23 protein-coding genes and 2 pseudogenes are annotated in these 21,838 nt (G+C 56.3%); 14 read left to right on the top strand and 11 right to left on the bottom strand.

The genetic code is table 11. The annotated features are described in order from the left end of the window. The 10 genes and pseudogenes from phnG to JNC80_RS18035 all read left to right on the top strand — a co-directional run. The coding region (gene phnG / locus JNC80_RS18080; protein WP_376711156.1) for a phosphonate C-P lyase system protein PhnG at window positions 1-279 on the top strand (279 nt) is incomplete at its 5' end. Further along, the gene (gene phnH / locus JNC80_RS18075; protein ID WP_376711155.1) at window positions 279-890 is read left to right on the top strand and encodes a phosphonate C-P lyase system protein PhnH; all 612 of its coding nucleotides are present in this window, start codon (window positions 279-281) and stop codon (window positions 888-890) included. The genes phnG and phnH, both read left to right, overlap by 1 nt. A gap of 3 nt (window positions 891-893) precedes the next feature. Next, on the top strand, window positions 894-2,033 hold the full coding sequence (locus tag JNC80_RS18070) for a carbon-phosphorus lyase complex subunit (protein WP_376711154.1): 1,140 nt from the start codon (window positions 894-896) through the stop codon (window positions 2,031-2,033). Further along, a complete protein-coding gene (locus JNC80_RS18065) occupies window positions 2,030-2,923 on the top strand; it encodes an alpha-D-ribose 1-methylphosphonate 5-phosphate C-P-lyase PhnJ (RefSeq protein WP_376711153.1) in 894 nt (297 codons plus the stop codon). The genes JNC80_RS18070 and JNC80_RS18065 overlap by 4 nt, the downstream gene beginning before the upstream one ends. Next, the gene (phnK, locus tag JNC80_RS18060) at window positions 2,920-3,696 is read left to right on the top strand and encodes a phosphonate C-P lyase system protein PhnK (protein WP_376711152.1); all 777 of its coding nucleotides are present in this window, start codon (window positions 2,920-2,922) and stop codon (window positions 3,694-3,696) included. Before JNC80_RS18065 ends, phnK begins: the two co-directional genes overlap by 4 nt. Window positions 3,697-3,763: 67 nt before the next feature. Further along, the gene (gene phnL / locus JNC80_RS18055; RefSeq protein ID WP_376711151.1) at window positions 3,764-4,483 is read left to right on the top strand and encodes a phosphonate C-P lyase system protein PhnL; all 720 of its coding nucleotides are present in this window, start codon (window positions 3,764-3,766) and stop codon (window positions 4,481-4,483) included. Beyond that, window positions 4,480-5,136 carry a DapH/DapD/GlmU-related protein gene (locus JNC80_RS18050; protein WP_064320651.1) on the top strand — a complete coding sequence of 219 codons (657 nt, stop codon included), beginning with the start codon at window positions 4,480-4,482 and terminating at the stop codon, window positions 5,134-5,136. The genes phnL and JNC80_RS18050 overlap by 4 nt, the downstream gene beginning before the upstream one ends. Beyond that, window positions 5,129-6,268 carry an alpha-D-ribose 1-methylphosphonate 5-triphosphate diphosphatase gene (locus JNC80_RS18045; RefSeq protein WP_376711150.1) on the top strand — a complete coding sequence of 380 codons (1,140 nt, stop codon included), beginning with the start codon at window positions 5,129-5,131 and terminating at the stop codon, window positions 6,266-6,268. The genes JNC80_RS18050 and JNC80_RS18045 overlap by 8 nt, the downstream gene beginning before the upstream one ends. Window positions 6,269-6,273: 5 nt before the next feature. Further along, window positions 6,274-6,852 carry a phosphonate metabolism protein/1,5-bisphosphokinase (PRPP-forming) PhnN gene (gene phnN / locus JNC80_RS18040; protein ID WP_376711158.1) on the top strand — a complete coding sequence of 193 codons (579 nt, stop codon included), beginning with the start codon at window positions 6,274-6,276 and terminating at the stop codon, window positions 6,850-6,852. Window positions 6,853-7,067: 215 nt separating this feature from the next. Then, window positions 7,068-7,310 (top strand): annotated as a pseudogene (locus tag JNC80_RS18035) (transposase); the annotation flags it as partial. Window positions 7,311-7,380: 70 nt separating this feature from the next. On the opposite strand, the gene JNC80_RS18030 reads toward JNC80_RS18035, so the two are convergent. The 6 genes from JNC80_RS18030 to JNC80_RS18005 all read right to left on the bottom strand — a co-directional run bounded on the left by JNC80_RS18030 (window position 7,381) and on the right by JNC80_RS18005 (window position 13,019). Beyond that, window positions 7,381-8,049, bottom strand: coding sequence for an LbetaH domain-containing protein (locus tag JNC80_RS18030; protein ID WP_024897970.1), 669 nt, complete (start codon window positions 8,047-8,049; stop codon window positions 7,381-7,383). Window positions 8,050-8,125: 76 nt separating this feature from the next. After that, the gene (locus tag JNC80_RS18025; RefSeq protein ID WP_376711149.1) at window positions 8,126-9,028 is read right to left on the bottom strand and encodes a CehA/McbA family metallohydrolase; all 903 of its coding nucleotides are present in this window, start codon (window positions 9,026-9,028) and stop codon (window positions 8,126-8,128) included. 14 nt (window positions 9,029-9,042) lie between these two features. After that, window positions 9,043-10,161 carry an ABC transporter ATP-binding protein gene (locus tag JNC80_RS18020; protein WP_176038756.1) on the bottom strand — a complete coding sequence of 373 codons (1,119 nt, stop codon included), beginning with the start codon at window positions 10,159-10,161 and terminating at the stop codon, window positions 9,043-9,045. Between the two features lie 17 nt (window positions 10,162-10,178). Beyond that, the gene (locus JNC80_RS18015; RefSeq protein ID WP_131390063.1) at window positions 10,179-11,003 is read right to left on the bottom strand and encodes an ABC transporter permease; all 825 of its coding nucleotides are present in this window, start codon (window positions 11,001-11,003) and stop codon (window positions 10,179-10,181) included. After that, window positions 11,000-11,896, bottom strand: coding sequence for an ABC transporter permease (locus JNC80_RS18010; protein WP_131390065.1), 897 nt, complete (start codon window positions 11,894-11,896; stop codon window positions 11,000-11,002). The genes JNC80_RS18015 and JNC80_RS18010 overlap by 4 nt, the downstream gene beginning before the upstream one ends. Further along, entirely contained in the window at window positions 11,883-13,019 is a 1,137-nt protein-coding gene (locus JNC80_RS18005) for an extracellular solute-binding protein (protein ID WP_131390067.1), read from the bottom strand. Before JNC80_RS18005 ends, JNC80_RS18010 begins: the two co-directional genes overlap by 14 nt. Window positions 13,020-13,250: 231 nt before the next feature. Here JNC80_RS18005 and JNC80_RS18000 point away from each other — a divergent pair, with 231 nt between their 5' ends. Next, complete coding sequence (locus JNC80_RS18000; RefSeq protein WP_176038758.1) at window positions 13,251-13,955, top strand: GntR family transcriptional regulator; 705 nt, start codon at window positions 13,251-13,253, stop codon at window positions 13,953-13,955. Between the two features lie 213 nt (window positions 13,956-14,168). Here the strand turns inward: JNC80_RS18000 and JNC80_RS17995 are convergent. Continuing rightward, window positions 14,169-14,813: pseudogene (locus JNC80_RS17995) on the bottom strand (transposase); the annotation flags it as partial. Between the two features lie 166 nt (window positions 14,814-14,979). Continuing rightward, complete coding sequence (locus JNC80_RS17990; protein ID WP_075657592.1) at window positions 14,980-17,877, bottom strand: Tn3 family transposase; 2,898 nt, start codon at window positions 17,875-17,877, stop codon at window positions 14,980-14,982. Window positions 17,878-17,972: 95 nt separating this feature from the next. On the opposite strand from JNC80_RS17990, the gene JNC80_RS17985 reads away from it, so the two are divergent. Continuing rightward, window positions 17,973-18,590 carry a recombinase family protein gene (locus JNC80_RS17985; protein ID WP_075657591.1) on the top strand — a complete coding sequence of 206 codons (618 nt, stop codon included), beginning with the start codon at window positions 17,973-17,975 and terminating at the stop codon, window positions 18,588-18,590. Window positions 18,591-18,708: 118 nt separating this feature from the next. On the opposite strand, the gene chrA is transcribed toward JNC80_RS17985, so the two are convergent. After that, window positions 18,709-19,929, bottom strand: a complete 1,221-nt coding sequence (chrA, locus tag JNC80_RS17980) for a chromate efflux transporter (RefSeq protein WP_075657590.1) — start codon at window positions 19,927-19,929, stop codon at window positions 18,709-18,711. Further along, window positions 19,926-20,282, bottom strand: a complete 357-nt coding sequence (locus JNC80_RS17975; RefSeq protein WP_246050384.1) for a PadR family transcriptional regulator — start codon at window positions 20,280-20,282, stop codon at window positions 19,926-19,928. Before JNC80_RS17975 ends, chrA begins: the two co-directional genes overlap by 4 nt. A 110-nt stretch (window positions 20,283-20,392) precedes the next feature. Here JNC80_RS17975 and JNC80_RS17970 point away from each other — a divergent pair, with 110 nt between their 5' ends. Continuing rightward, a complete protein-coding gene (locus tag JNC80_RS17970) occupies window positions 20,393-20,836 on the top strand; it encodes a TSUP family transporter (protein ID WP_198513209.1) in 444 nt (147 codons plus the stop codon). Then, window positions 20,802-21,149, top strand: a complete 348-nt coding sequence (locus tag JNC80_RS17965; RefSeq protein WP_198513208.1) for a TSUP family transporter — start codon at window positions 20,802-20,804, stop codon at window positions 21,147-21,149. Before JNC80_RS17970 ends, JNC80_RS17965 begins: the two co-directional genes overlap by 35 nt. A gap of 31 nt (window positions 21,150-21,180) precedes the next feature. On the opposite strand, the gene JNC80_RS17960 is transcribed toward JNC80_RS17965, so the two are convergent. After that, window positions 21,181-21,717, bottom strand: a complete 537-nt coding sequence (locus JNC80_RS17960; protein WP_376711148.1) for a recombinase family protein — start codon at window positions 21,715-21,717, stop codon at window positions 21,181-21,183. Window positions 21,718-21,838: the final 121 nt, after the last annotated feature.

Genomic DNA, 21,838 nt, shown 5'->3' with positions numbered 1-21,838 from the left:
GCCCTGTTCAATGTAGGCGAGGCAACCGTTACCCGCGCAACTGTTCGTCTGGCGAATGGCTCTGTAGGACATTCCTATGCGCTTGGACGCGATCAGGAAAAGGCAAGGCTTGCCGCATTGTTTGATGCTCTCTGGATCGATGAAGCCACCCGCGATGCGATCGAAAGCGATGTGCTTAAAACATTGCGCGGGCGTGTTGATGCCACAGATGCAAAACGGCGTGGCGAAGCTGCCGCTACAAAAGTCGATTTCTTCACTATGGTTCGGGGAGACAACTGATGCTCCATTCTACTTCTGCATTTGAGGGCGGACTGGCAGATCCAGTCAATGAAGCGCAGATGGCGTTTCATGCGGTCATGCACGCAATGGCTAATCCCGGTCGCATCTATTCGCTGCCGAGTGCTGCTGTGCCATCAAAGCCACTCACGCCAGAGCTTGGCCTGATCGCTGCAACGCTGCTTGATCACGACGCAAGCGTCTGGGTCGACGCCAAAGTCGCAGCCAATCAGGATGCAACAGCCTGGCTGACATTCCATGCCGGCGCGCCCATCGTTGGGGATCAGTCTAAAGCACAGTTCGCGCTCGTAAGTGATGCGCAATCGCTGCCAGCACTTTCTTCCTTTTCGCAAGGAGAACCAGAATTTCCGGACCGTTCGACGACCGTTGTTCTGGCTGTATCGTCGCTCGATAGCGGACAGGGGTTCACCCTCAAAGGCCCGGGCATCAAGGATGAAACTGTGCTGAACGTCGATGGTCTGCCGCAGGATTTTGCTGCGCAATGGCGTGAAAATGGCGCGCTGTTTCCGTTGGGTATCGATCTGCTACTCGTTGCTGACGGCAAAGTCGCAGCGCTTCCGCGTACCACGCGTATCGTTAGTTCGGAGGGTTGATCCATGTATGTTGCAGTAAAGGGCGGTGAAACCGCCATCCGCAATGCCCACCGTCTGCTTGATGATCGCCGTCGTGGCGACCGCTCGGTTCCAGCGTTACGTCTTGACCAGATTGCCGAACAGCTGGGTCTCGCCGTTGATCGCGTCATGGCCGAAGGTTCGCTTTATGACCGAGAGCTCGCAGCACTTGCCGTGCGCCAGTCGCGGGGCGATCTGATTGAGGCAATCTTTCTGGTTCGTGCCTACCGCACAACCCTGCCGCGTTTTGGCTATTCGCTACCCCTTGAGACCGCGAATATGCTGATCGAACGCCGCATTTCGGCCACCTATAAAGATCTGCCCGGTGGGCAGTTGTTGGGGCCGACATTTGACTACACGCATCGTCTGCTTGATCCGGAACTGGCGGGTGATGTCAGTGTTCCCGAGCCGGAAGTGCGTGCGATTGAGCCTGAAGAAACGCCACGCGTGACCGATATTCTCGGTGTCAACGGCATGATCGAAGAAGACGGTGCGATGCCGGAGGGGCATGAGCCGGGCGATCTTACCCGCGAACCTTGGACGTTCCCGATGCCGCGTGATCTGCGCTTGCAGGCTTTGGCGCGCGGTGATGAAGGCTTCCTGCTGGCTCTGGGTTATTCCACGCAACGCGGTTATGGCAACACGCATCCATTTGTCGGTGAAATCCGCATTGGCGAGGTGGAGGTTGAGTTTGATGTGCCTGAGCTCGGCTTTTCCGTTTCGCTTGGCCGTGTTCAGCTGACCGAATGCCAGATGGTGAGCCAGTTCAAAGGCTCGTCCAAGCAGGCACCACAGTTCACCCGTGGCTACGGTCTGGTGTTCGGACAAAGCGAGCGCAAAGCCATGTCGATGTCGCTTTGCGACCGGGCGCTGCGTGTCCGCGAATTCGATGCGGATGTGACAGCACCCGCGCAGGACGAAGAATTTGTCATCTCCCATTCCGATAATGTGCAGTCGACGGGCTTCGTCGAGCATCTGAAATTGCCCCATTACGTGGACTTTCAGGCCGAGCTTGATCTCATCCGCCGTATGCGTGCGGAATATGAACAAGCGAACAACGAGACTGAAGTTTTGGCAACCGAAGCAGCAGCCAATATCGGCACAGGCAAGGAAGCAGCAGAATGAGCGATCTAGCCAATTACAATTTCGCCTATCTGGACGAGCAGACAAAGCGGATGATCCGTCGCGCAATCCTGAAGGCAATAGCCATTCCTGGCTATCAGGTCCCGTTCGCAAGCCGCGAAATGCCGATGCCCTATGGCTGGGGTACTGGCGGCGTGCAGGTGACAGCTGCAATCCTTGGGCGCAACGATGTGTTGAAGGTGATCGATCAGGGCGCTGACGACACGACCAACGCAGTTTCCATTCGTGCTTTCTTCCAGAAAACGGCTGATGTCGCAGTCACCACCCACACAGGTGAGGCGACCATTATCCAGACGCGTCACCGTATTCCGGAATATCCGCTTACCGAAGGGCAGGTGATTGTCTATCAGGTGCCAATCCCGGAACCGCTGCGTTTTCTGGAGCCGCGTGAAACAGAAACACGCAAGATGCATGCGCTTGCTGAATATGGCCTGATGCATGTGAAGCTTTATGAAGACATTGCCCGTCATGGCCATATTGCGAAAACTTTCGACTATCCCGTGATGATCGAGGGGCGTTATGTGATGGCACCATCACCAACGCCAAAATTCGACAATCCCAAGATGCATATGTCGCCCGCGCTCCAACTGTTTGGTGCCGGACGCGAAAAGCGCATTTATGCTGTTCCCCCTTACACGGATGTCGTGAGCCTCGATTTTGAGGATCATCCGTTTGAAGTGCAAAAATTCAAGGAGCCTTGCGCGCTGTGCGGTGCAGGCGGGGTCTATCTGGATGAAGTCGTGCTCGATGATCGCGGTGGCTCGATGTTTGTCTGTTCCGATACCGATTATTGCGAGGACCGTCAGGCTAACGGTCATTATGGCCATTTGTCCGCGAACAATGATGCCGCAACCAAAGGAGCTGAGAAATGAGCGAACAGCCTCTGTTGCAGGTCAGCAATCTCTCCAAGTTTTATGGGAACCGTCGGGGTTGCGCCGATATTGATTTCTCGCTGTGGCCGGGAGAAGTGCTGGCAATTGTCGGTGAATCCGGTTCGGGAAAAACAACGCTGCTCAATTGTCTGGCTACGCGTCTGGAACCGACATCGGGGAGTGTTGAATATCGTATGCGCGATGGTGCGTTCCGCGATCTTTACAAGATCAGCGAGGCCGAGCGCCGTTTCCTGATGCGTACCGATTGGGGTTTTGTGCATCAGAATCCTTCCGATGGTCTGCGCATGACGGTTTCAGCGGGTGCCAATGTCGGCGAGAGGTTGATGGCCGTCGGTGAGCGCCATTATGGCAATATTCGCAATACGGCAACCGACTGGCTTGGACGTGTTGAAATCGCCGCTGATCGCATCGATGATCAACCGCGGGCTTTCTCCGGCGGTATGCGTCAGCGACTGCAAATTGCCCGCAATCTGGTGACGGCACCGCGTCTTGTTTTCATGGATGAGCCGACTGGCGGGCTCGATGTGTCTGTGCAGGCGCGTCTTCTCGATTTGCTGCGCGGTCTTGTCAGCGATCTCGGTCTCTCCGTTATCATCGTCACGCATGATCTCGCCGTGGCACGGCTCCTGTCCCATCGCATCATGGTCATGAAAGACGGCCATATTGTCGAGCAGGGCCTGACCGATCGTGTTCTGGATGATCCGCAAGCGCCTTACACGCAGCTGCTCGTGTCATCCATTTTGCAGGTTTAGTAAATTAAAACAGATGTTTGCAGCATGAGGTCCGTAAATTAGCGAAGCTTCATGCGTGAGGTGAGAAATGATGCAAGTGAAAACATCCTCTCCGCTGGTTGTGTCCGGTTTGGCGAAGACATTTACGATGCATTTGCAGGGCGGTATTCAGTTGCCGGTCGTAAGTGGCGTGGATTTCAATTTGGAAGCTGGCGAATGCGCCGTGCTTGGCGGGCCATCGGGTGCAGGAAAAAGCTCCATCCTCAAGATGGTCTATGGCAATTATGCGGTGAATGCAGGGGCGATCCTCATTTGTCACCAAGGCCGTAAGGTCGATCTGGCAACAGCCGATCCGCGCGAAGTGCTGGCTGTTCGGCGTGATACGATTGGTTATGTCAGCCAGTTCCTGCGCACATTGCCACGCGTGGCGGCAATCGATGTCGTTGCGGAGCCATTGGTGGCTCGTGGTGTTGATCGCGATGCTGCTCGCAATCGTGCAAGCGAATTGCTCGCGCAGCTCAACCTGCCGGAACGGCTCTGGGCATTGCCACCTGCAACCTTCTCCGGCGGTGAGCAGCAGCGCGTGAATATTGCGCGCGGTTTCATCACGGATCATCCGGTGTTGCTGCTTGATGAGCCGACAGCTTCGCTCGATGCCAAAAACAGGGCAGTCGTTGTTGATCTCATCAAGGCCAAGAAGGCGCAAGGCGTCGCAATGCTTGGCATTTTCCACGATGAAGATGTGCGTGAACAGGTTGCTGATCGCATTATCGACGTAACCGCTTTCTCGCCGAAGGCAGCAGCATGACCAAGCTCTCAGTAGAACCACTGGTTCACGAAACGGCTGAAGTAAACGGTAGCAAGCTCGGTCGATATACCGAGATCGGCGCGCGCAGCCGTGTTTCGGAGACTGTGCTGGACGACTATTCCTATCTCGGTATCGATTGCGAAATCTGGTGTGCTGAGATCGGTAAGTTTTCCAATATCGCCAGCCATGTGCGTATCAACGCCACCAATCATCCGACATGGCGTCCGACGTTGCATCATTTCACCTATCGCGCCGGTGATTACTGGCCGGAAGAAAAGGATGAGACGGAGTTCTTTGATTGGCGTCGCGGCAATGCCGTGAAAATCGGTCACGACACATGGCTCGGCCATGGCTCCACCATCTTGCCGGGTGTGACGGTTGGCAACGGTGCGGTTGTCGGTGCCGGAGCTGTCGTGAGCAGGGACGTGGCGCCCTATACAATTGTTGGTGGGGTTCCGGCGCGTCTCATTCGCGAACGCTTCGACGCTGCGACCGGCAATCGTCTGGATCGACTGGCCTGGTGGGACTGGAGCCATGATCGTCTGCGCCAGGCGCTCGATGATTTCCGCGCGCTCGATATCGAAGCATTCCTCTCGAAATATGAAACGGCCGCCAATGCGAATGCGGTCATGAAAGAGCTATCCAATGGCTAATGAAACCGTTCTGAAAAATGCGCAGATCGTGCTTGCTGATGAGATCGTTTCCGGTTCTATCCTGATCCGTGATGGCAAAATTGCCGCCATTGATCAGGGCAATACCAACGGCGGCGATGACATGGATGGCGATTATGTTATTCCGGGCCTCATCGAGCTGCATACCGATCAGCTGGAAAGCCATTACGCGCCGCGTCCAAAGGTGCGCTGGAATGTCGATGCAGCGGTTCAGGCGCATGATGCGCAGGTTGCAGCATCGGGCATCACGACAGTTTTCGATGCGATGCGCGTTGGTTCTGATTATGACCGTGACTTCGTGGGCAAGGATATGCGGATGCTTGCGGACGCCATCGAAAGCGGTGTTCGCGAAAATCGTCTACGTGCAGACCACTTTCTGCATCTGCGTTGCGAAGTTTCCTCAGCAGATTGCCTTGAAACATTCGAGCTTTTCGCAGCCGATGACCGCGTTAAACTCGCTTCGCTGATGGATCATGCACCGGGACAGCGTCAATTCGTTGATCTTAATACGTATCGCACTTATTACATGCGCAAGATGAAGCTCACGGATGAGGAGTTCCGGGTGCATTGTGAGAAGCGTATGGCGGATTCGGACGCCTATTCGGCCAAACATCGTCGTGCCATTGCCGAACTGGCAGCAGCGCGCAGCATCGTGCTGGCCAGCCATGATGATGCGACCAGCGCGCATGTCGATGAATCACTCGACCATGGTGTGCGGATCGCCGAGTTTCCGACCACGATGGAAGCAGCCAGTGCCTCAAAAGGTGCAGGCCTTTCCATTCTGATGGGCGCGCCCAATATTGTGCGCGGTGGCTCGCATTCCGGCAATATTGCTGCACGCGATCTCGTCGATAATGGCAGCCTCGACATTCTGTCCTCGGATTACATTCCGTTCAGCCTCATTCAGTCGGCTTTCGGCCTTGCTTCGGGGGAGCGTCCGATTGCGCTGCCACAGGCTGTCCGCCTCGTAACCAAGAACCCGGCTGATGCCATGGCGATGGATGATCGCGGCGAAATCGCTATCGGAAAGCGTGCCGATCTGGTTCGCGTGCGGCCGAAAGGTGCAATTCCGGTTGTGCGCACTGTCTGGCGCGAAGGCGAACGGGTGCTTTGATGCAGATGCAATCCGATACGCCGAAAGGCTGTTTCGTTGCCGTTGTCGGCCCCAGCGGGGCCGGCAAAGACACGATTATGGATGCAGCGCGTGTGGCTCTTGCGGGCGACACGCGGTTTCATTTTGTGCGCCGGATCATCACGCGTCCGCAAATGCCGGGCACGGAAGATCACGACAGTCTGGATGAAGCAGCATTTACTAAAGCCGCAGGCGAGGGTGCTTTCGCGCTGCACTGGCAGGCGCATAGCCTGAGCTATGGATTGCCGAAATCGCTTGATGATGAAATCGCCGACGGTATCGTGGTGATTGCGAATGTCTCGCGGCGTGTACTTGGCGATATCCGCAGGCTTTATTCGGAACGGTCCGTGGTCGTCATTTCGGCTAGGCCGGAAGTACTTGCAGAGCGGCTTGCATCGCGTGGACGTGAAAGTCGAGAAGAAATCGCTTTGCGACTTAAGCGCGAAGTGAGCTTCGATGACGGTGCAGACGATGTCGTCATAATAGACAATTCAGGGGAAGTCGCTGCTTCCACAGATGCCTTCCTGCGTCATCTGCAGGAAATTAGCATTAAAGCAATTGCCTAAATTAAAATCTTAAAGCGGAATGTAAGTTTACACAAACGTCATGGTCCGTTCATTGCAGTGTCATTGAACGGATCATGAGCGGGCATGACTGAAGACGAACTCATGCTTCAACTAAAAAATTGACCCGCCGCTATAATGATAAGGTGGCGGTTTGGCCTGCCGCCGGTTTCATGGACATCGAGGTAAGATATTCCTCCTGAAACCGGAGAGCATGAATGCAAAGACGAATATTCAGCCGCGAGTATAAGCTTGAGGCTGTGAAGCTTGTCAGGGAACGTGGGGTCACTGTTGAGCAGGCTGCTCGTGATCTTGATGTCCACGAGAATGTGTTGTGCAAATGGGTTCGTGAATACGGCGACGATCCCAGCCAGTCGTTTCCTGGAAAAGGCCAGATGAAGCCGGAGCAGCTTGAGATCGAGAGGCTTCGGAAAGAGGTCGCCAAGCTGAAGGCGGAGCGCGCCCCGAGGGCGTTCTTTTGAAGGGGGGCAATCAAAACTTTCTCACTAACAATTATTGCCCCATACTTGATTACGATTGGCTATTGCCATTTTCGTTGGCATTTTTGCCCCACCAACGATCACAAAATGCGTTGATGTTCTCTGACTGGAAGTCTGGAAGACGTTCGATAATTGTTGCAAAGGGCCAATCCCACCAGGCAATATCGGTAAGCTTCGAAACGATTACAGGTTCAAAGCGTTTCCGTATGAGCTTGGCCGGCACACCGCCGACCACGGTGTAAGGCGCAACATCCTTGCTGACGACCGCGCCAGCCGCCAGAACCGCGCCATTACCTATTTTCACACCGGGCAGTACGATGACCCCGTGCCCGATCCAGACATCATGTCCGATAGTCACACAATCAGCGGCGCGTCTTGTGAAAAAAGTCAGATCGCGGTCAGCGTCATGCGAATAATATTCTGGACAATAGGTAAACCGGTGCATGGAGGGGCGGTTCATCGGGTGATTGGGCGCTCCGATCCTGACCTCGGCAGCGACAGCGCAGAACCTTCCAATCACCGCATTTTCGACGATGCAACGTTGGCCGAGATATGAAAAGTCGCCCAGCTCCACGGTGTGGAGTGAAGTATCGTCCAGTATTTCGCAGCAGGTTCCTATTCTGGCGTCCCTCAGTTGTACCGAGGGATGAATAACCGTCTCGGCAATTTTCGGACGGGGAACTGGATATGTGTCTGTCATTTCTGCTCTCCAAGGGTTGAAAACCCCTTTTGTTAGAGGGGTTTCCCCGTGGCCCGTGATCTCGTAGCCAGCAATCTCACGACTTCGATGATAGATGGAGAGGATTGCTCCAGGCACGTTTGCTGTTCTCATCGCAGATTACCAGTCTTGCCCATCCGCCTCTGAATTTTTCCAGAGGAAGCCTTGCATGACGAATGCCTGCTCCCATTACACTTTGCGAGCGGGCAGCCTCGCCGATGAGCCATACCGTGTTTACCGGGCTCATTTCAACATTCAGGAAATCCCCATCGATTTCTACATGATGAAAATCTGGCCCTTGCGATGCATAATAGGCACCAGATTTCAATGCGCAGAGAATCGCTTCCGGTGTATTGGCTTGCGCTTTGACCATGACCCAGCCGCAACAGACTTCCGCCAGGTAACGATGGGCATCATCGGTGGCGATTACGCCCGTCGGACGCCCATTATTGAGAAGCTGGTCGATCAAATAGCCGCCGTCGCCCCGACCGGTCTCTTTGTCGCTAATTGAATTGAAAACTTCGACCGCATGTACCTGCGGCAGGGAGAGCGCATCTTCAAGGGTCAGCCCATACCAGCCGGGATGGGCTATTGAGACAAAGGCACCTGCATCGAGTGCACGCTGGGCAAGCTCACGGCCGGTCTCGTGTGCATGGGGAGGGGCAAAGTCGAGAGGAAGTCCGTTGGCCACCAGGTGCCATATTTCGCCGTTGGCTATGGAAGGAGCATGAAGTTCGGCTCCGTTGAGAGTCGTGAAACCGTCCCGTCGGAAAGCGGATGTGTCTACAATTGGAAAACCATATTGCTCCATGAAATGGTCTGTCAGGCTGATAAAATCATAACCGGCATTTTGGTAGAAAGAGCAGACTCTTTCCGGCGTCGGGTTGCCGTCGGATATGGATGAGTGGCAATGCAGGTTTCCGCGTAAAAAAGTACCGGCAGTTTCGAAGGCTGCGAGCATGGCTGTGCTTTCGTTTAATGTTGGTTGTCGGATAGCTGGAGGGTTTTGGAATATGTCAGGTACGAGGCCCGCGCCGATTTATCACTATCAAGTGTTGGCATTGGCAAGGCGCATACCCGACCGTCTCGATACACGGTAAATTTACGGGGCAGCATTTTGGTGCGCATACCGGGCACCCATTCTTCGGAGGGCGAGGTCATTGCTTTGAACTGCGCTCCGGTCTCGGTTCGCAGCTCGACCGCAAGATGGGTTCCAAAATCTGTCACGCGCAGCACCGTCGCGTCCCATTCGCCATTTGCCCTTTGCAGGCACAGATCCTCGGGGCGGATCGCCAATGTCGCCGGACCGTCGGAAAGCGATACGGGGAGGGCGATGCCACCGGCTCTCAAGCTTCCTGCATGGACATCACCAGCGAGAAGGTTCATCTGGCCGATGAAACCGGCGACGAATTCTGTCTGGGGCTGCCTGTAGACGACATCCGGTCGGTCGACTTGTTCGATCCGGCCGTCGCGCATGATCGCTACTCGATCGGCAAGTGCCAGCGCTTCATCCTGTCCGTGGGTCACGAAAATCATGGTGATCCCCGCCCGATGCTGAATCTCTCTAACCTCTTCTCGTAGTCGCTCGCGCAGATGCTGGTCCAGACTGGCGAAGGGTTCGTCAAGCAGTAGGATTTTAGGTTCCAGAACCAATGAACGTGCCAGGGCTACGCGCTGTTGCTGCCCTCCCGAAAGCTGGCTCGGGCGACGATTGCCATAGCCGGTGAGGCCCACCATATTGAGCGCACGTTCCGTCCTCGTCCTGATCTCTTCACGGCCAAGCCGTCTGAGCTTCAGCCCGAATGCGACATTGGCAAACACATTCATATGTGTCCATAGCGCATGGCTCTGAAAGACCATGCCTGTTGCCCGTCTCTCGGGCGGGACATTCGTAACGTCAGCCCCATCGATCAGGATAGAGCCTGTGCTTGGGCGTTCGAAACCGCCTATCATTCTGAGGACTGTCGATTTGCCAGAGCCGGACGGACCGAGAAGGCAGACGAGTTCGCCTTCGTCGACATTCAGGGAGACATCTTCGACGGCGCGGGTGGAGCCGAATGTCCGGCTGAGGTTTTTAACTTCGAGTTTGGTCATAGCAGGCAGCTCCGTTTTCAGGCCCCTAGCGCCCGGCCTAAAGCCTGGGCGCCGAGAAAGCGGCGGACAGAGATCAAGAGGACGAAGGATGGAACCCACATGATGAGGGAGAGGATTGCGCCGTACTGAACCACCAATTCGGAATTGATGAACCGGATCATCAGAAGCGGGACAGTACGTACTTCAGGTGCACCGATGAGCCATGCGACTTCAGTTTCGTAAAAAGTGTTCACGAAGGTCAGCAGGACGGCTGCGGATATGGCCGGGAGCACCTGAGGCAAGGTTACGGACCAGAACACTCGCAATGGTCGCGCACCGACATCCCGAGCTGCTTCTTCCTGCCGTCGATCCACATTCTGAAATGCTGATACGGGTATCCACACCATGAACATCAGCGTGGAGACCAACTGGATCAGAACGACGCCCCAGAAATTGCCGATGAGCCCGAGGCCGATGAATATTGTCGCAATAGTGATGTACAGCCCGAATTTGGGGAAGGCGTAGACAGCAAGGAACGACATGAAAAATAAATTTCGTCCCGGAAAACGCATTCTGGCGAACGCATAGGAAGCAGGCAGGCAGATTATGGTCGACAGTGCCGTCACGATAGCAGCGAGCGATAGCGAGGTGGTCATCGCTTCGCGCACATCTACACGGCCGAGTACGTCATACCAGTACCGCAAGCCGAATTTTTGCGGGATGACGGCAGGATAGCGCCATACCTCGGTGAAAGCCCATACAGCAACATTTATCAGCGGCAGCAGAATTGCGACCGACAGCAGGGCCGCTATCGTCAACCCCTTCCAATCGAACCTTGACGACCAGTGAGAACTTGAAATCACGACGAACCTTCCCTTCTGGTTCGAGCGACAGAACGCACATAGAATATGGCAAATGCTGCGCAGATGATGAACGTCACCACTGCCTGCGTTCGTGCCTGGATCGGATTGTCGGCATCAATGATCGTGCGGCGCATAAACGGCCCCATCATTTCGGGCGCCGCTGGACCGAGCAGGTAAGGAAGGGTGAAGGCTGAAAACAGGCCCAGAATAATGAATGACGCAGCGACCAGCAGTGTCCCGCCGATTCTTGGTAAAATAATATACCAGAAGACAGGGATGTTACCGGCGCCGACATCTCTTGCGGCGTCTATAGAGGCGCGTGAAACGTTTGACAGGCCCGCCAGAATAATGAGCAGGGTCAGTGGGAGGTTATCCCAAACTAGGCCGATAATCGGCCCCCAAGGTGTCAAATAAGGAGAAGGGATTTTGGGAAGCCCTAGCGCCGTCAGAAGCGTGTCAACGGTTCCATTCGGACCGAGGGTGCGTATGAGTGCATAGGCGAGCAGGATAGAGGGTACGAAAAGCGGAAACAGCGCCAATGCCTGAACATAGCCGGCGAGCCGCGTTTCAGAAAAACGTAGATAAAGCGCGATCGGAATGCAAATAGCCAAAAGAAGGATTGTGCAAATTAGCGCAACCCACACTGTCAGCCAGAGATTGCTAAGGCTGAAGCTGTCGGAAAAAAAGAAACGGTACGCGTCCAGACTGAAAACATATCCATTCGTTGCTTCCACAGTCAATGTATCGAAGATCGACAGTATGACCGGATAGATGATCAATGTCAGAACCAATGTGACGGGAATGGCAACGAGGAGGAGGCCCAACAGCCCCCTCCAGAAGATGCCGGATTGTGCTGGGCGCACCCGGAGGGAAGTCGTTTCAACGCTTGACATTGGGTGCTACGGTACGGAACCAGCCGTCATTGATAGCAGCAGCCCATGGGCCACCGGGGAAGGTCGGGATCGATGCCGGTTGCAAGGTCGCATATTTTTCTGCGAGTTCCTTGGGGAGTTTTTCCCAGGTGATTGCAGGAAATGCTCCGATTTCGGTCACTACTTTGGTTTGTATTTCTGGGGAAAGCACCATGTCCGCCAGCTTCAGTGTGGCTTCTAGGTTTCCGGCGTTTGTCGGAACTGTCATTTTGGCGAAACCGCCGGAGAACGCTAGATCCTGAAGCTGAACAAAGCCGATGGTTTCCGGCAATACACCCTTGTTAATGGCATCCAGCGCCATGTCGGACCATACCGGGGCCATGATGACGACACCTTGGGCGAGCAGCTGGATGGACTGCATGTTGTCAGCCGTGTAGGAGCCAGGGCCATAGGTATAGGGAGCGATTTCCTTCAGAATTTCGAAACCCTTTGCCAGAAGCACATCGCTCTCGCCCTTGGCGTAGTTATCGATGCGAAACAGTGAAGGATCGCGACCGTTGGCTTCGTGAATGGCGCGGCGTACGAAATTGCCGCCCGAGCCACCAGTGTCGGGCCGATTGTAGACGAATTGGCCCGGATTGTTCTTCATCCAGGCTACGAGCTCGGTCCAGCTGGTAGGCGCATCCTTCGGGTCGAGTTTTGTCTTGTCATATGCGAGGACAACTTGGGTTCCCCGATAAGGAAGGCCGTAATCTGTTTCCAGGGTGACAGGATTGATGCTCGCATAATTGCTCAGCCCGGCCTTCTTGAAGTCCACCCATAGCCCCTTCTTGATCGCCCCTGCAGGCAGATTGGGATCGTTCTCGTCGAAGAGATCGACTTGAGGATCGGCGGCAGTGCCGAGAGCAGCAAGGGTCCGTTCAACAATCGGCGCAATTGCGTTGCGTGCGCTGACGACATTGAGCTTGTAGCTTGGATAGGCCTTCTCATAGGTCGGCTTGATGATGTTATTCCAAAAATTGATGATGTTGGAATCGCCCGTTATATAAACATCGATACGGTTTGTATCTGCGATGGCGGCCGCCGGCGCTGCCATTAGGGCCGCAGCTACCAGCACGGAACCAATAAACTGTCTGCGTTTCATTTTCGTCTCCAGATCGAAAACAGCGAACGGCACTTTTGCGCCGACGGGCTTTGGGGAATGTCGCATGAGCCGGACGGTGACTCACTGGCGTTGATGTTGGTCACTGGGACGTTAATGTCCCTGAAGAAGGCATTATCTGGAGTCCATGTAATTTGTGTGACAGCTGTAGGTACAGCTTGATTTTTTGGCGATAATCTTCCATTTAAAAGTCGAAATCAGATCGGGGTGCATGTGAAATCACAATGGAAATTAGTTTACGAGAGCCTGAAGTCCGACATTGAGAGCGGAAAGATCGCGCCCGGTGCGCGGCTGCCCACGGAACATGAACTCTCCGGGCAGATGTCGGTTAGCCGTAATACCGTAAGGCGCGCGTATCTCGCGCTTTCCCAAGACGGCGCTATCCGGATCGTCAATGGCAGGGGCAGTTTTGCCATGCGTGCCGACGTCACCTATGAAATCGATGCCGTATCGCGCTTTCGCGATGTGCTGGAGCAACAAGGTTTATCGAGTTCACTGCGGCTGATGGATACGTCAACGGTTCTTGCGGATGATGGGCTCGCAACGAGGCTTCACGTCGATGTGGAAACGCTGGTGCTGTCACAGACCTCCGTCATCATGGGGGATGGGGTGCCATTCATTTTGACGACGCGGTATTTCCCTGCCGATCTGATTGAGAGATTCCAGGAAAAGCTTTTGCAGACGCGTTCGTTCACTCAAGTTCTTGCTGAAGCCGGTCTAGGCGAGCTTCGTCGTAAATCGACAACGGTTGGAGCGCGGCTTGCTGACGAACGCGAAGCCGCACTTCTGGAATGCCCACAGAACGCTCTGCTGCTCGACGTTACCGCCACAGGCGCATTGGCCGACGGGCGAGTGGTGGAATGGCAGCATGCTGTTATGAACAGCCGCCTGATAAAGCTTTCGTTTACAAGCGATTAATGTTTGAGAGGGGTGCGTTAAATCCTGGCCTGCACCACCAGCGAGGCGCATAGCTGGAGAAGACGGGGCAGGCGTTTGGGAATTGAGCAAGGACATGGAGTCGGTCCTGCGGAATTGAGCGAGCGCGTCGACATTATTCGCACCACCCCAGTCACAGACTAGGATCGGGACTTTATCACGTTGTTGTTATAATTAGTCGGCCCTGAACAAAAGCTAAATCATTGATCTCCTGGCGGTGGGAAGATCTGGACAAGTATCCGATTTCTCCATGAGAGCGGAAAGCGCGGCCGTGATGAAGGCGCGCCAAAGGGCCAGCTTGGCCAGGATGAGGCGAAGATTGTGACCTGCGGCCACGAGCAGCGCATTGATGGCGTCGCCAACATGCCCGAGAAGGAAGTTGCGGTCCAGCCTGCCATCGGTCTTCATATGACCGATGATGGGCTCGATGGCCGATCGTCGCTTCAACTCCCGTCGCATGGTCGGCGTCAGCCCGCGCCGGCTTCCGGCAATCATCACCGATGCCGATCCGGTGTAATCATGACCGCGATAGCCTTTATCGACGTAGATGCGGTCGGGATCGATACCCCCCATGGTTACAGCCTGCTCGACGGTGCGTGAGAGGGTGTGCCCGTCATAGGGATTGTCCTCGAACGCCTTGGCCGCCAGCACCAGCCCTTCGCGGTTTGTCGCCGCGATCCCTACCTTGCAGCCGAACTCGTATGGCGTGCGAGCCTTGCCCTTGGAGATGCAGACGACCTCGGGAGCATGCAGCGAATAGAGCTTGTTCTTGTCCTTCGGCTTTTGCTCCAGCAGCCGTTCGACAAGACCGAACAGCCGGGCGAAAGTCCTCTCCAGTTGGCCCAGTCGGCCCGAAGCTGCGATTTTGGCCAACTCGAAGAACGGACAGAGAACTCCAGATTTACGTGATCTCTGAGTTGGCTCCTTGACCTGCCAGAGCACGGTATACGGTCATTCTGGAAACGTTCAGATCGGGGTCGGTTCCGGCTCGGGGCGGAATGACACCCTAAGCGCTTGCCTCCGTGGGCCAGAGATATTCGCCGGTGAGCAGGATGTGCGCCCAGCCCAGAGGAGAGATATGGGCTAAGAGCTCGGGCGGGACATCAAGGCCCTCGTTTCGTCGTTCGACCACGGCGTGGCTGAGATGGACGGTGTTCCAGTAAATGATGATCGCCGTGAGCAGGTTCAGCCCGGCGATCCGGTAATGCTGCCCCTCCGTGGTTCGATCCCGGATTTCACCCTGCCTGCCAATGCGCAAGGCATTCTTGAGTGCATGATGAGCCTCGCCCTTGTTGAGGCCGATCTGGGCGCGCCGCTGCATATCGGTGTCGAGAATCCACTCTATAATAAAGAGAGTGCGCTCGACGCGTCCGATCTCGCGCAGAGCCGCCGCCAAATCGTTCTGTCGGGGATAGGACGCCAGTTTCCGGAGCAACTGGCTCGGCCTGATCTTGCCGGCAGCCATCGTGGCGGCGCACCGGAATAGATCAGGCCAATTTGCGACGATCAACTCTTCCCGGATTTTGCCGCCGACCAGGCCGCGTAAATCCTTCGGCGTTGCTGCGGGGGCGAACACGTAGAGCCGTTTCGATGGTAAATCACGAATACGCAGGATGAGGCGATAGCCAAGCATGGCGCTGATGCCGAAGAGGTGATCGGTAAAGCCGGCCGTATCGGCATATTGCTCTCTAACCTGCCGACCTGCCTCATTCATCAGCAAGCCGTCGAGGATGTACGGTGCTTCGCTGACCGTTGCGGGAATCGTCTGTGACGCAAACGGCGCGAACTGGTCATTGACGTGGGTGTAGGCTTTCAGCCCGGGTTCATTGCCGTATTTGGCGTTGACCATGTTCATGGCCTCGCCCTGCCGGGCCGACGGGAAGAACTGACCATCGCTTGATGCAGTCGTGCCCGTGCCCCAGAACCGGGACATCGGAAGCTTCCCCTGCGCGGTCACCACCATTGCCAGCGCCTGGTCCATAGCCTCGCTCTCGACATGCCAGCGGGCGAGGCGCGAGAGCTGCCAGTAATCATGTGTGTTTGAAGCTTCCGCCATTTTTCGGAGGCCAAGATTTAGTCCTTCGGCGAGAAGGACGTTCAGCAAGCCGACCCGGTCGGCGCATGGCGCTCCGGTTCTCAGATGGGAGAAGGTGTCGGAGAAGCCAATCGCCTTATCAACCTTCAGCAAGATGTCCGTGATCCGCGCCGCCGGCATTCGACGATAAAGATCGAGAACAAGCTCCTCTGCGTTTTCGGGAACGTCCGCGGTGAGCCGATCGATGCGCAGCGTTCCATCTTCGATGCTGCCATGGGGAATAGTCCCATCCCGAGCGGCACGCGCCAGCCGCTTCAAACCGTCCGCAAGACGGGCTTTGCGATCTGTCAGCCAGGCTTGAGGATCAATGGGAACTGCCAGCTTGGCGTTTGCCTGCGCCGAGGTTAACGGTACAAGGACCTGCTTGAGATCACCGTATCGGCGGGAATGATCGAGCCATATGTCACCCGATCGGAAAGCATCGCGAAGATGGAAGAGGACCGCAACCTCCCATAAGCGGTTGTCATTCCCATCTTGCGCGCGGAGATGACGATGCCATTTCGAATTCGGTCGCAAGAAGGACACACTGGTTGGTGTCGGCGCACGCGTTTCACCGATGGCTTTCGCAGCTACAATCAATGGTTCGGCTACCGGCGCGGCCTTGAGCCTCAGGCATCGTAACATCCTTGAAGCATATCGACGGAAGCGATGATAACCTTGTCCTACATGAGCGAGTGGCTCGTCTGCCAACGTGCTGGTAAGCTGCGTCCCTGCCGCGACCAATTGTTCAAGTTGATGCCATTCAGCTGATCGCGCCAATACATTTTCCAGCGGAACGCCATCGTCGCGGGCTTCCAGCAATGAGGCTCCCAACGCCGTGAAAGCGCGAAGCGTATCAGTGACGGCCGCTTTGGAACTGGCAATCCGCTCGTCATGAAGTCGTTTGGCTTCCCGCCAGGTTTTCCCGACGATGCGGTCGTGGGTCTCGACGATGGCGTCGGCAATTGCCGCTTCCCATTCGACGGCGCAAACGGCGAGGATCGCCCACCTTCGATCAGAGCTGATATCGCGCAGCCCGTCAGTGAAATAGCGCTCGCCTTGCCGACACAGGCGCGCGATGCGGTGTGGCGGGATACCCACGAGGATCTGAGGATCGATCTTCAGACCGCGCAGGAGCTCCAGCCGATCAAGCAAGCGGTTCGCTGACGCGGAATTGCTGCCGACCTCGAACTGGCGAAGCCAGATGAAGCGGCTGATATTTCCGTTCACCATTTCAGTCAGAAGCCCGTCCAGGCGCTCACGCGCATCAAGGTCGAGCCGGTCGGCAATTCGTGTCTCGATGCGTCGCTCGGCGGCAACGAGAGCATCCGCGCACAGGCGCTCTATCGTGGACACCGCTGGCAGGATCGTCACCATTTTCCTGCATTGCGAGACGAAGCGCTGCGCCAGATCTTCGTTGGACCTGGCATCTTCGGCCTGATCGAAAAGCCAGTCTCGCAAATCGCGGGCGCCACGGCCTGCGAACGCCTTGTAACCGTAAATCTCGCGCAAGGCTTCCATATGCTGCTGACGAGTTTGGCGGCGAGTGGCGTAAGTGAGAAGCGCATCGGCCGGAACTCCGAGTTGCGCTCCGATGAAGGACAGAACTTCTTGCGGGATCAGCTCGCCGGGTGTCAGCGCACGACCGGGATAACGAAGGGCGCAGAGCTGTAAAGCGAACCCGAGCCGATTTTCCGGTCTACGCCGTTCACGGATATGTTCCAGATCGTCGTCGGCCAGTGTGTAATGCCTGAGCAGCAACAATTCGTCGGTTGGCAAGTCGAAGAGTGCCGAGCGCTGTCGCTCGGTGAGAATATGTCGTCGTGGCATACCAGAATTGTCCCCATTGAAGTTTAGTCTGTTTTGGACAACAATTGGCCCCTACAAATCAAGGTCTTCCGGCACCAAAATCCACGAGGGTTCAATTGGGACAGCGCGCCGCCATCTATTGCCGTGTCTCGACAGCTGATCAGTCCTGTGAACGACAGGAGCGAGATCTCACTTCCTTTGCCGAGCGTGCCGGCTACACGATCGCCGGTGTCTACAAAGAGACGAGCTCCGGAGCGAAGCTGGATCGAGCCGAACGGAAGAAGGTCATGGCGCTCGCCCAGGCCAGAGGCATCGATCTGGTTCTGGTCACCGAACTTTCCCGATGGGGACGATCTACGATCGATCTTCTCAACACATTGCGTGAACTGGAAAGTCGGAAGGTCTCGGTGATCGCCATGAGCGGCATGACCTTCGATTTGGCCAGCCCGCACGGCCGGATGCTCGCGACGTTTCTGTCCGGGATTGCGGAGTTCGAGCGCGATCTCATCAGCGAGCGCGTGAAATCCGGACTTGCCGCAGCCAAGGCACGCGGGAGACGGCTTGGACGACAGCCCGGTCAGCGCCCAAAGTCGGACAGGCTCGCCCCGAAAGTACTGGCGCTCATCGCGGAAGGCCGCAGCTATCGCTGGATCGCCCGCGATCTGGCAATCAGCAAGAATACGGTTGCAGATATTGCCAAGCGCTACAGGGAAAGCAAATGCGCCAGAGCGTGAAGTGCGCGTGCGGCAGAAACAATCGGCTCAATGACAGAATCGTATGGCATGAAAAATCCATTGTCGGGAACCAAAGTTCTTGCACAAGTTTCGTCGCTCTCGTCGGTTGTGGCGACCGTCAGGCCACGCTGATCAGCACGCCACCGGCTGCGGCCACAAGCACAACAATCCAGGGCGTGGTCTTCCACGCCATCAGCAGAACAAAGCAGGTAAGTGCCAGCGCGAATTGATAAGGGCCGACGATGGCACTGGTGAAAACCGGATCGTAGAGCGCTGCGCCGAGAATGCCGACAACGGCGGCGTTGGCACCCCTCATCAAGGCCTGCGCGCTTTCGCGTTGGCGGAAGCTATCCCAGAAGGGAATAACGCCAAGCAGGATCAGAAAACCCGGAAGGAACACGGCGATCAGGGCAATGCCCGCTCCGATGAGGCCGTTAGGTTCCGGCCCCAATAAGGTTCCAAGATAGGCCGCGAAGGTGAAGAGTGGTCCCGGTACCGCCTGCGCCGCACCATAGCCTGCAAGAAACTGATCGTGACTGATCCAGCCGCTTTTCACCACTTCCGTTTCGAGAAGCGGCAGCACGACATGGCCACCGCCGAAGACCAGTGAGCCTGCGCGGTAGAACGAGTCGAATACGGTGAGCCCTTGCGAGGACAAGGCCGGAGCGAGGATTGGCAGTCCAAATAGTAAAGCGAAGAACAGGACCAGCGAGGTTGCCCCAAAGGTCCGCGAGACCGGGAAGTTGATGTGCCTGGTGACTGCCTCGTGATGATTACGGCAAACCAGAAGGCCTGCTGCCGCGCCTGCAGCGATCGCCGCCACTTGGCCAAGCGCGCCCGCCAGAAGCACGATTATCAGGACCGCACCGAGGGCGATTGTGGCCCGCTCGCGATCCGGGCACAGGTTCCTCGCCATACCCCAGACCGCCTGCGCCACGATAGCGACCGCAACGATCTTGAGGCCGGTGATGATGCCGCCGCCGACCGGGCCGCCAAATACTGCGGCGCCGTAAGCGAAGATCATGAGGAAGATCGCTGACGGCAAGGTGAAGGCTGCCCAGGCGGCAAGCGCGCCGAGCGGCCCGCCACGCAACAGTCCCAGGGCAAAGCCTACCTGGCTCGAGGCTGGACCGGGCAGGAACTGGCTCAGTGCTACAAGATCGGCATAGCCCTTTTCGTCGATCCATTTGCGGCGCAGCACCAGCTCGTCGCGGAAATAGCCGAGGTGCGCGATCGGCCCGCCGAAGGAGGTGAGGCCAAGTTTGAGAAAGGCGGTGAAGACTTCGCCGACCGAGCCTCTGCTTATTTGGATTTCATTGTGGTTCGTCGTGTCGGTCATCGTTTCATCGCCTCTCCGGTAAATTCACGGATGCGCTCCTTGGCCACGGTAAGGCCCTCGCGACCCTTGTCTGTAATGGAATAGAGCTTGCGCACCGTGCGGCCGTCACGCTCCTCGCGCACGGTGAGATAGCCGTCGCGCGCCATCTTGTGCAGCAGCGGATAGAGTGTCCCGGCAGACAGGCGGTAGCCGTGGCTCGCCAGCTCATCGATCATCCACTGGCCGTAAATCTCACGCTCGGCCGCATGATAGAGCACATGCAGGCGCACGAGGCCGGACAGCAGATCGTGATGCTCCATTTTCAGCGAGTGCCGTTTCTCGGGCGCAGCGATTTTTGACGGGTTCCCTGTCATGCCACCTGCCTTCTTGATTCGCGGAGCAATCGGTTCATACTATCGATTTACGATAGCGAAAGACGATTACAAAAGGAAGACAAGACTTTGAGCTTATCCTGATTGGCATTGTGGCGGTGTTCACCGCTGGCGTCACGCTTTTCTCGGGCTTCGGCCTCGGCACGATCCTGATGCCGGCCTTCGCGCTGTTCTTCCCGGTCCCGTTGGCAATCGCGGCGACCGCCGTCGTGCATTTCGCCAACAATATCTTCAAATTCGGACTGATGGCCAAGCAGGCCGATTGGCGCGTCGTGACGCGGTTCGGGCTCCCGGCTGCGATTGCCGCTCTCGCGGGAGCGAGCCTGCTAACTTGGTTCGACAAGTTGCCAGCCGTTGCGAGTTACACCCTTGGCGGGTCGGCCTATGAAATCACAGTGGTCAAAGCCGTCATCGGCGTATTGATTGTCGTGTTCGCCCTACTGGAACTGTGGCCGCTTTCAAGCGCTTGCGTTTTCGCCGCGTTTGTTGCCACTCGGAGGCGTGCTGTCGGGATTCTTCGGCGGCCTTTCCGGTAATCAGGGTGCGTTGCGCTCCGCCTTCCTGCTGAAAACGGGGCTATCAAAGGAGGCTTTCGTTGCCACCGGGGTCGTCTCGGCAGTTATCGTCGATGCAGTTCGGCTAATCACTTATGGAACGAGTATCTTGGCGGAGCACCTTGCCCGGTCTCAGGAACTGCCTGCGCCGGTTGCCATGGGCACGGTCTGCGCCTTCATTGGATCGTTCGTGGGCAAGCGTGTCCTGCAGAAAATCACACTGCGCACCGTGCAGATCATCGTCGCAATTATGATTTTGCTCATTGGGAGCGGACTTGTGGCAGGCTTGATCTAACCCTGAGAGGATGTGGGCAGGACATTTGCGCTTAGGGTGTCATTTCGCCCCGAGCCGGAACCGACCCCAGATCGCGTGCAACCGCTGCTTTGGTTGCGCCCGCAAATATTCGTTTGCGGATTTCAACGTCATCGACATTCTTCTTCCGCCCCTTGTACGTCCCTATGGCTTTTGCCGCGTCGATCCCGGCTCTTTGCCTGTCCTTGATAAACTTGAGCTCCATATCGGCAACCATGCCGAGGATGGTAATCACCATTCGCCCCATGTTTCCCGCCGTTGTTACGTCGGGTTCGAGGACACGCAGGGATGCACCTTTCTCGTCAAGCTCATGAACAAGGTTGAGAACATCGCGCGTTGATCGTCCCAGCCGATCAAGCCGCAGAACCACCAGTTCGTCGCCCGCGTGCAAAAACTGCATGATGGTTTCCAGCTCGGACCGCCCCTTTCGGGACGCCCCTGATCCGGTTTCTGAGCGGATGATTTCGCAACCGGCAGCCTTCAAGCGCTCGATTTGAATGTCGAGGTCCTGATCTGTGGTACTGACGCGGGCGTATCCGATGCGAGCCATGGCAAATCTGTCACTTTAGGGTGGTTTCGATTGTGTAACGTCACTTCTACCGAAAATCCACCCTTTTGTTACACTCCGCGTGCGTCACATTTGAATGTCACTCTAGGGCATACCCAAAAGT

Origin of the sequence: Pseudochrobactrum lubricantis (genome assembly GCF_041929865.1) — a bacterium.
In the GTDB taxonomy this organism is placed as follows: Bacteria; Pseudomonadota; Alphaproteobacteria; order Rhizobiales; family Rhizobiaceae; genus Pseudochrobactrum; species Pseudochrobactrum saccharolyticum.
This window is presented reverse-complemented; position numbering and strand designations above follow the sequence as displayed.

Coding starts and splice junctions, on each gene's coding strand:
- phnH (WP_376711155.1), top strand. CDS start 279: ATGCTCCATTCTACTTCTGCATTTGAGGGCGGACTGGCAGATCCAGTC.
- JNC80_RS18070 (WP_376711154.1), top strand. CDS start 894: ATGTATGTTGCAGTAAAGGGCGGTGAAACCGCCATCCGCAATGCCCAC.
- JNC80_RS18065 (WP_376711153.1), top strand. CDS start 2,030: ATGAGCGATCTAGCCAATTACAATTTCGCCTATCTGGACGAGCAGACA.
- phnK (WP_376711152.1), top strand. CDS start 2,920: ATGAGCGAACAGCCTCTGTTGCAGGTCAGCAATCTCTCCAAGTTTTAT.
- phnL (WP_376711151.1), top strand. CDS start 3,764: ATGATGCAAGTGAAAACATCCTCTCCGCTGGTTGTGTCCGGTTTGGCG.
- JNC80_RS18050 (WP_064320651.1), top strand. CDS start 4,480: ATGACCAAGCTCTCAGTAGAACCACTGGTTCACGAAACGGCTGAAGTA.
- JNC80_RS18045 (WP_376711150.1), top strand. CDS start 5,129: ATGGCTAATGAAACCGTTCTGAAAAATGCGCAGATCGTGCTTGCTGAT.
- phnN (WP_376711158.1), top strand. CDS start 6,274: ATGCAATCCGATACGCCGAAAGGCTGTTTCGTTGCCGTTGTCGGCCCC.
- JNC80_RS18030 (WP_024897970.1), bottom strand. CDS start 8,049: ATGACAGACACATATCCAGTTCCCCGTCCGAAAATTGCCGAGACGGTT.
- JNC80_RS18025 (WP_376711149.1), bottom strand. CDS start 9,028: ATGCTCGCAGCCTTCGAAACTGCCGGTACTTTTTTACGCGGAAACCTG.
- JNC80_RS18020 (WP_176038756.1), bottom strand. CDS start 10,161: ATGACCAAACTCGAAGTTAAAAACCTCAGCCGGACATTCGGCTCCACC.
- JNC80_RS18010 (WP_131390065.1), bottom strand. CDS start 11,896: ATGTCAAGCGTTGAAACGACTTCCCTCCGGGTGCGCCCAGCACAATCC.
- JNC80_RS18005 (WP_131390067.1), bottom strand. CDS start 13,019: ATGAAACGCAGACAGTTTATTGGTTCCGTGCTGGTAGCTGCGGCCCTA.
- JNC80_RS17990 (WP_075657592.1), bottom strand. CDS start 17,877: ATGCCACGACGACATATTCTCACCGAGCGACAGCGCTCGGCACTCTTC.
- chrA (WP_075657590.1), bottom strand. CDS start 19,929: ATGACCGACACGACGAACCACAATGAAATCCAAATAAGCAGAGGCTCG.
- JNC80_RS17975 (WP_246050384.1), bottom strand. CDS start 20,282: ATGACAGGGAACCCGTCAAAAATCGCTGCGCCCGAGAAACGGCACTCG.
- JNC80_RS17960 (WP_376711148.1), bottom strand. CDS start 21,717: ATGGCTCGCATCGGATACGCCCGCGTCAGTACCACAGATCAGGACCTC.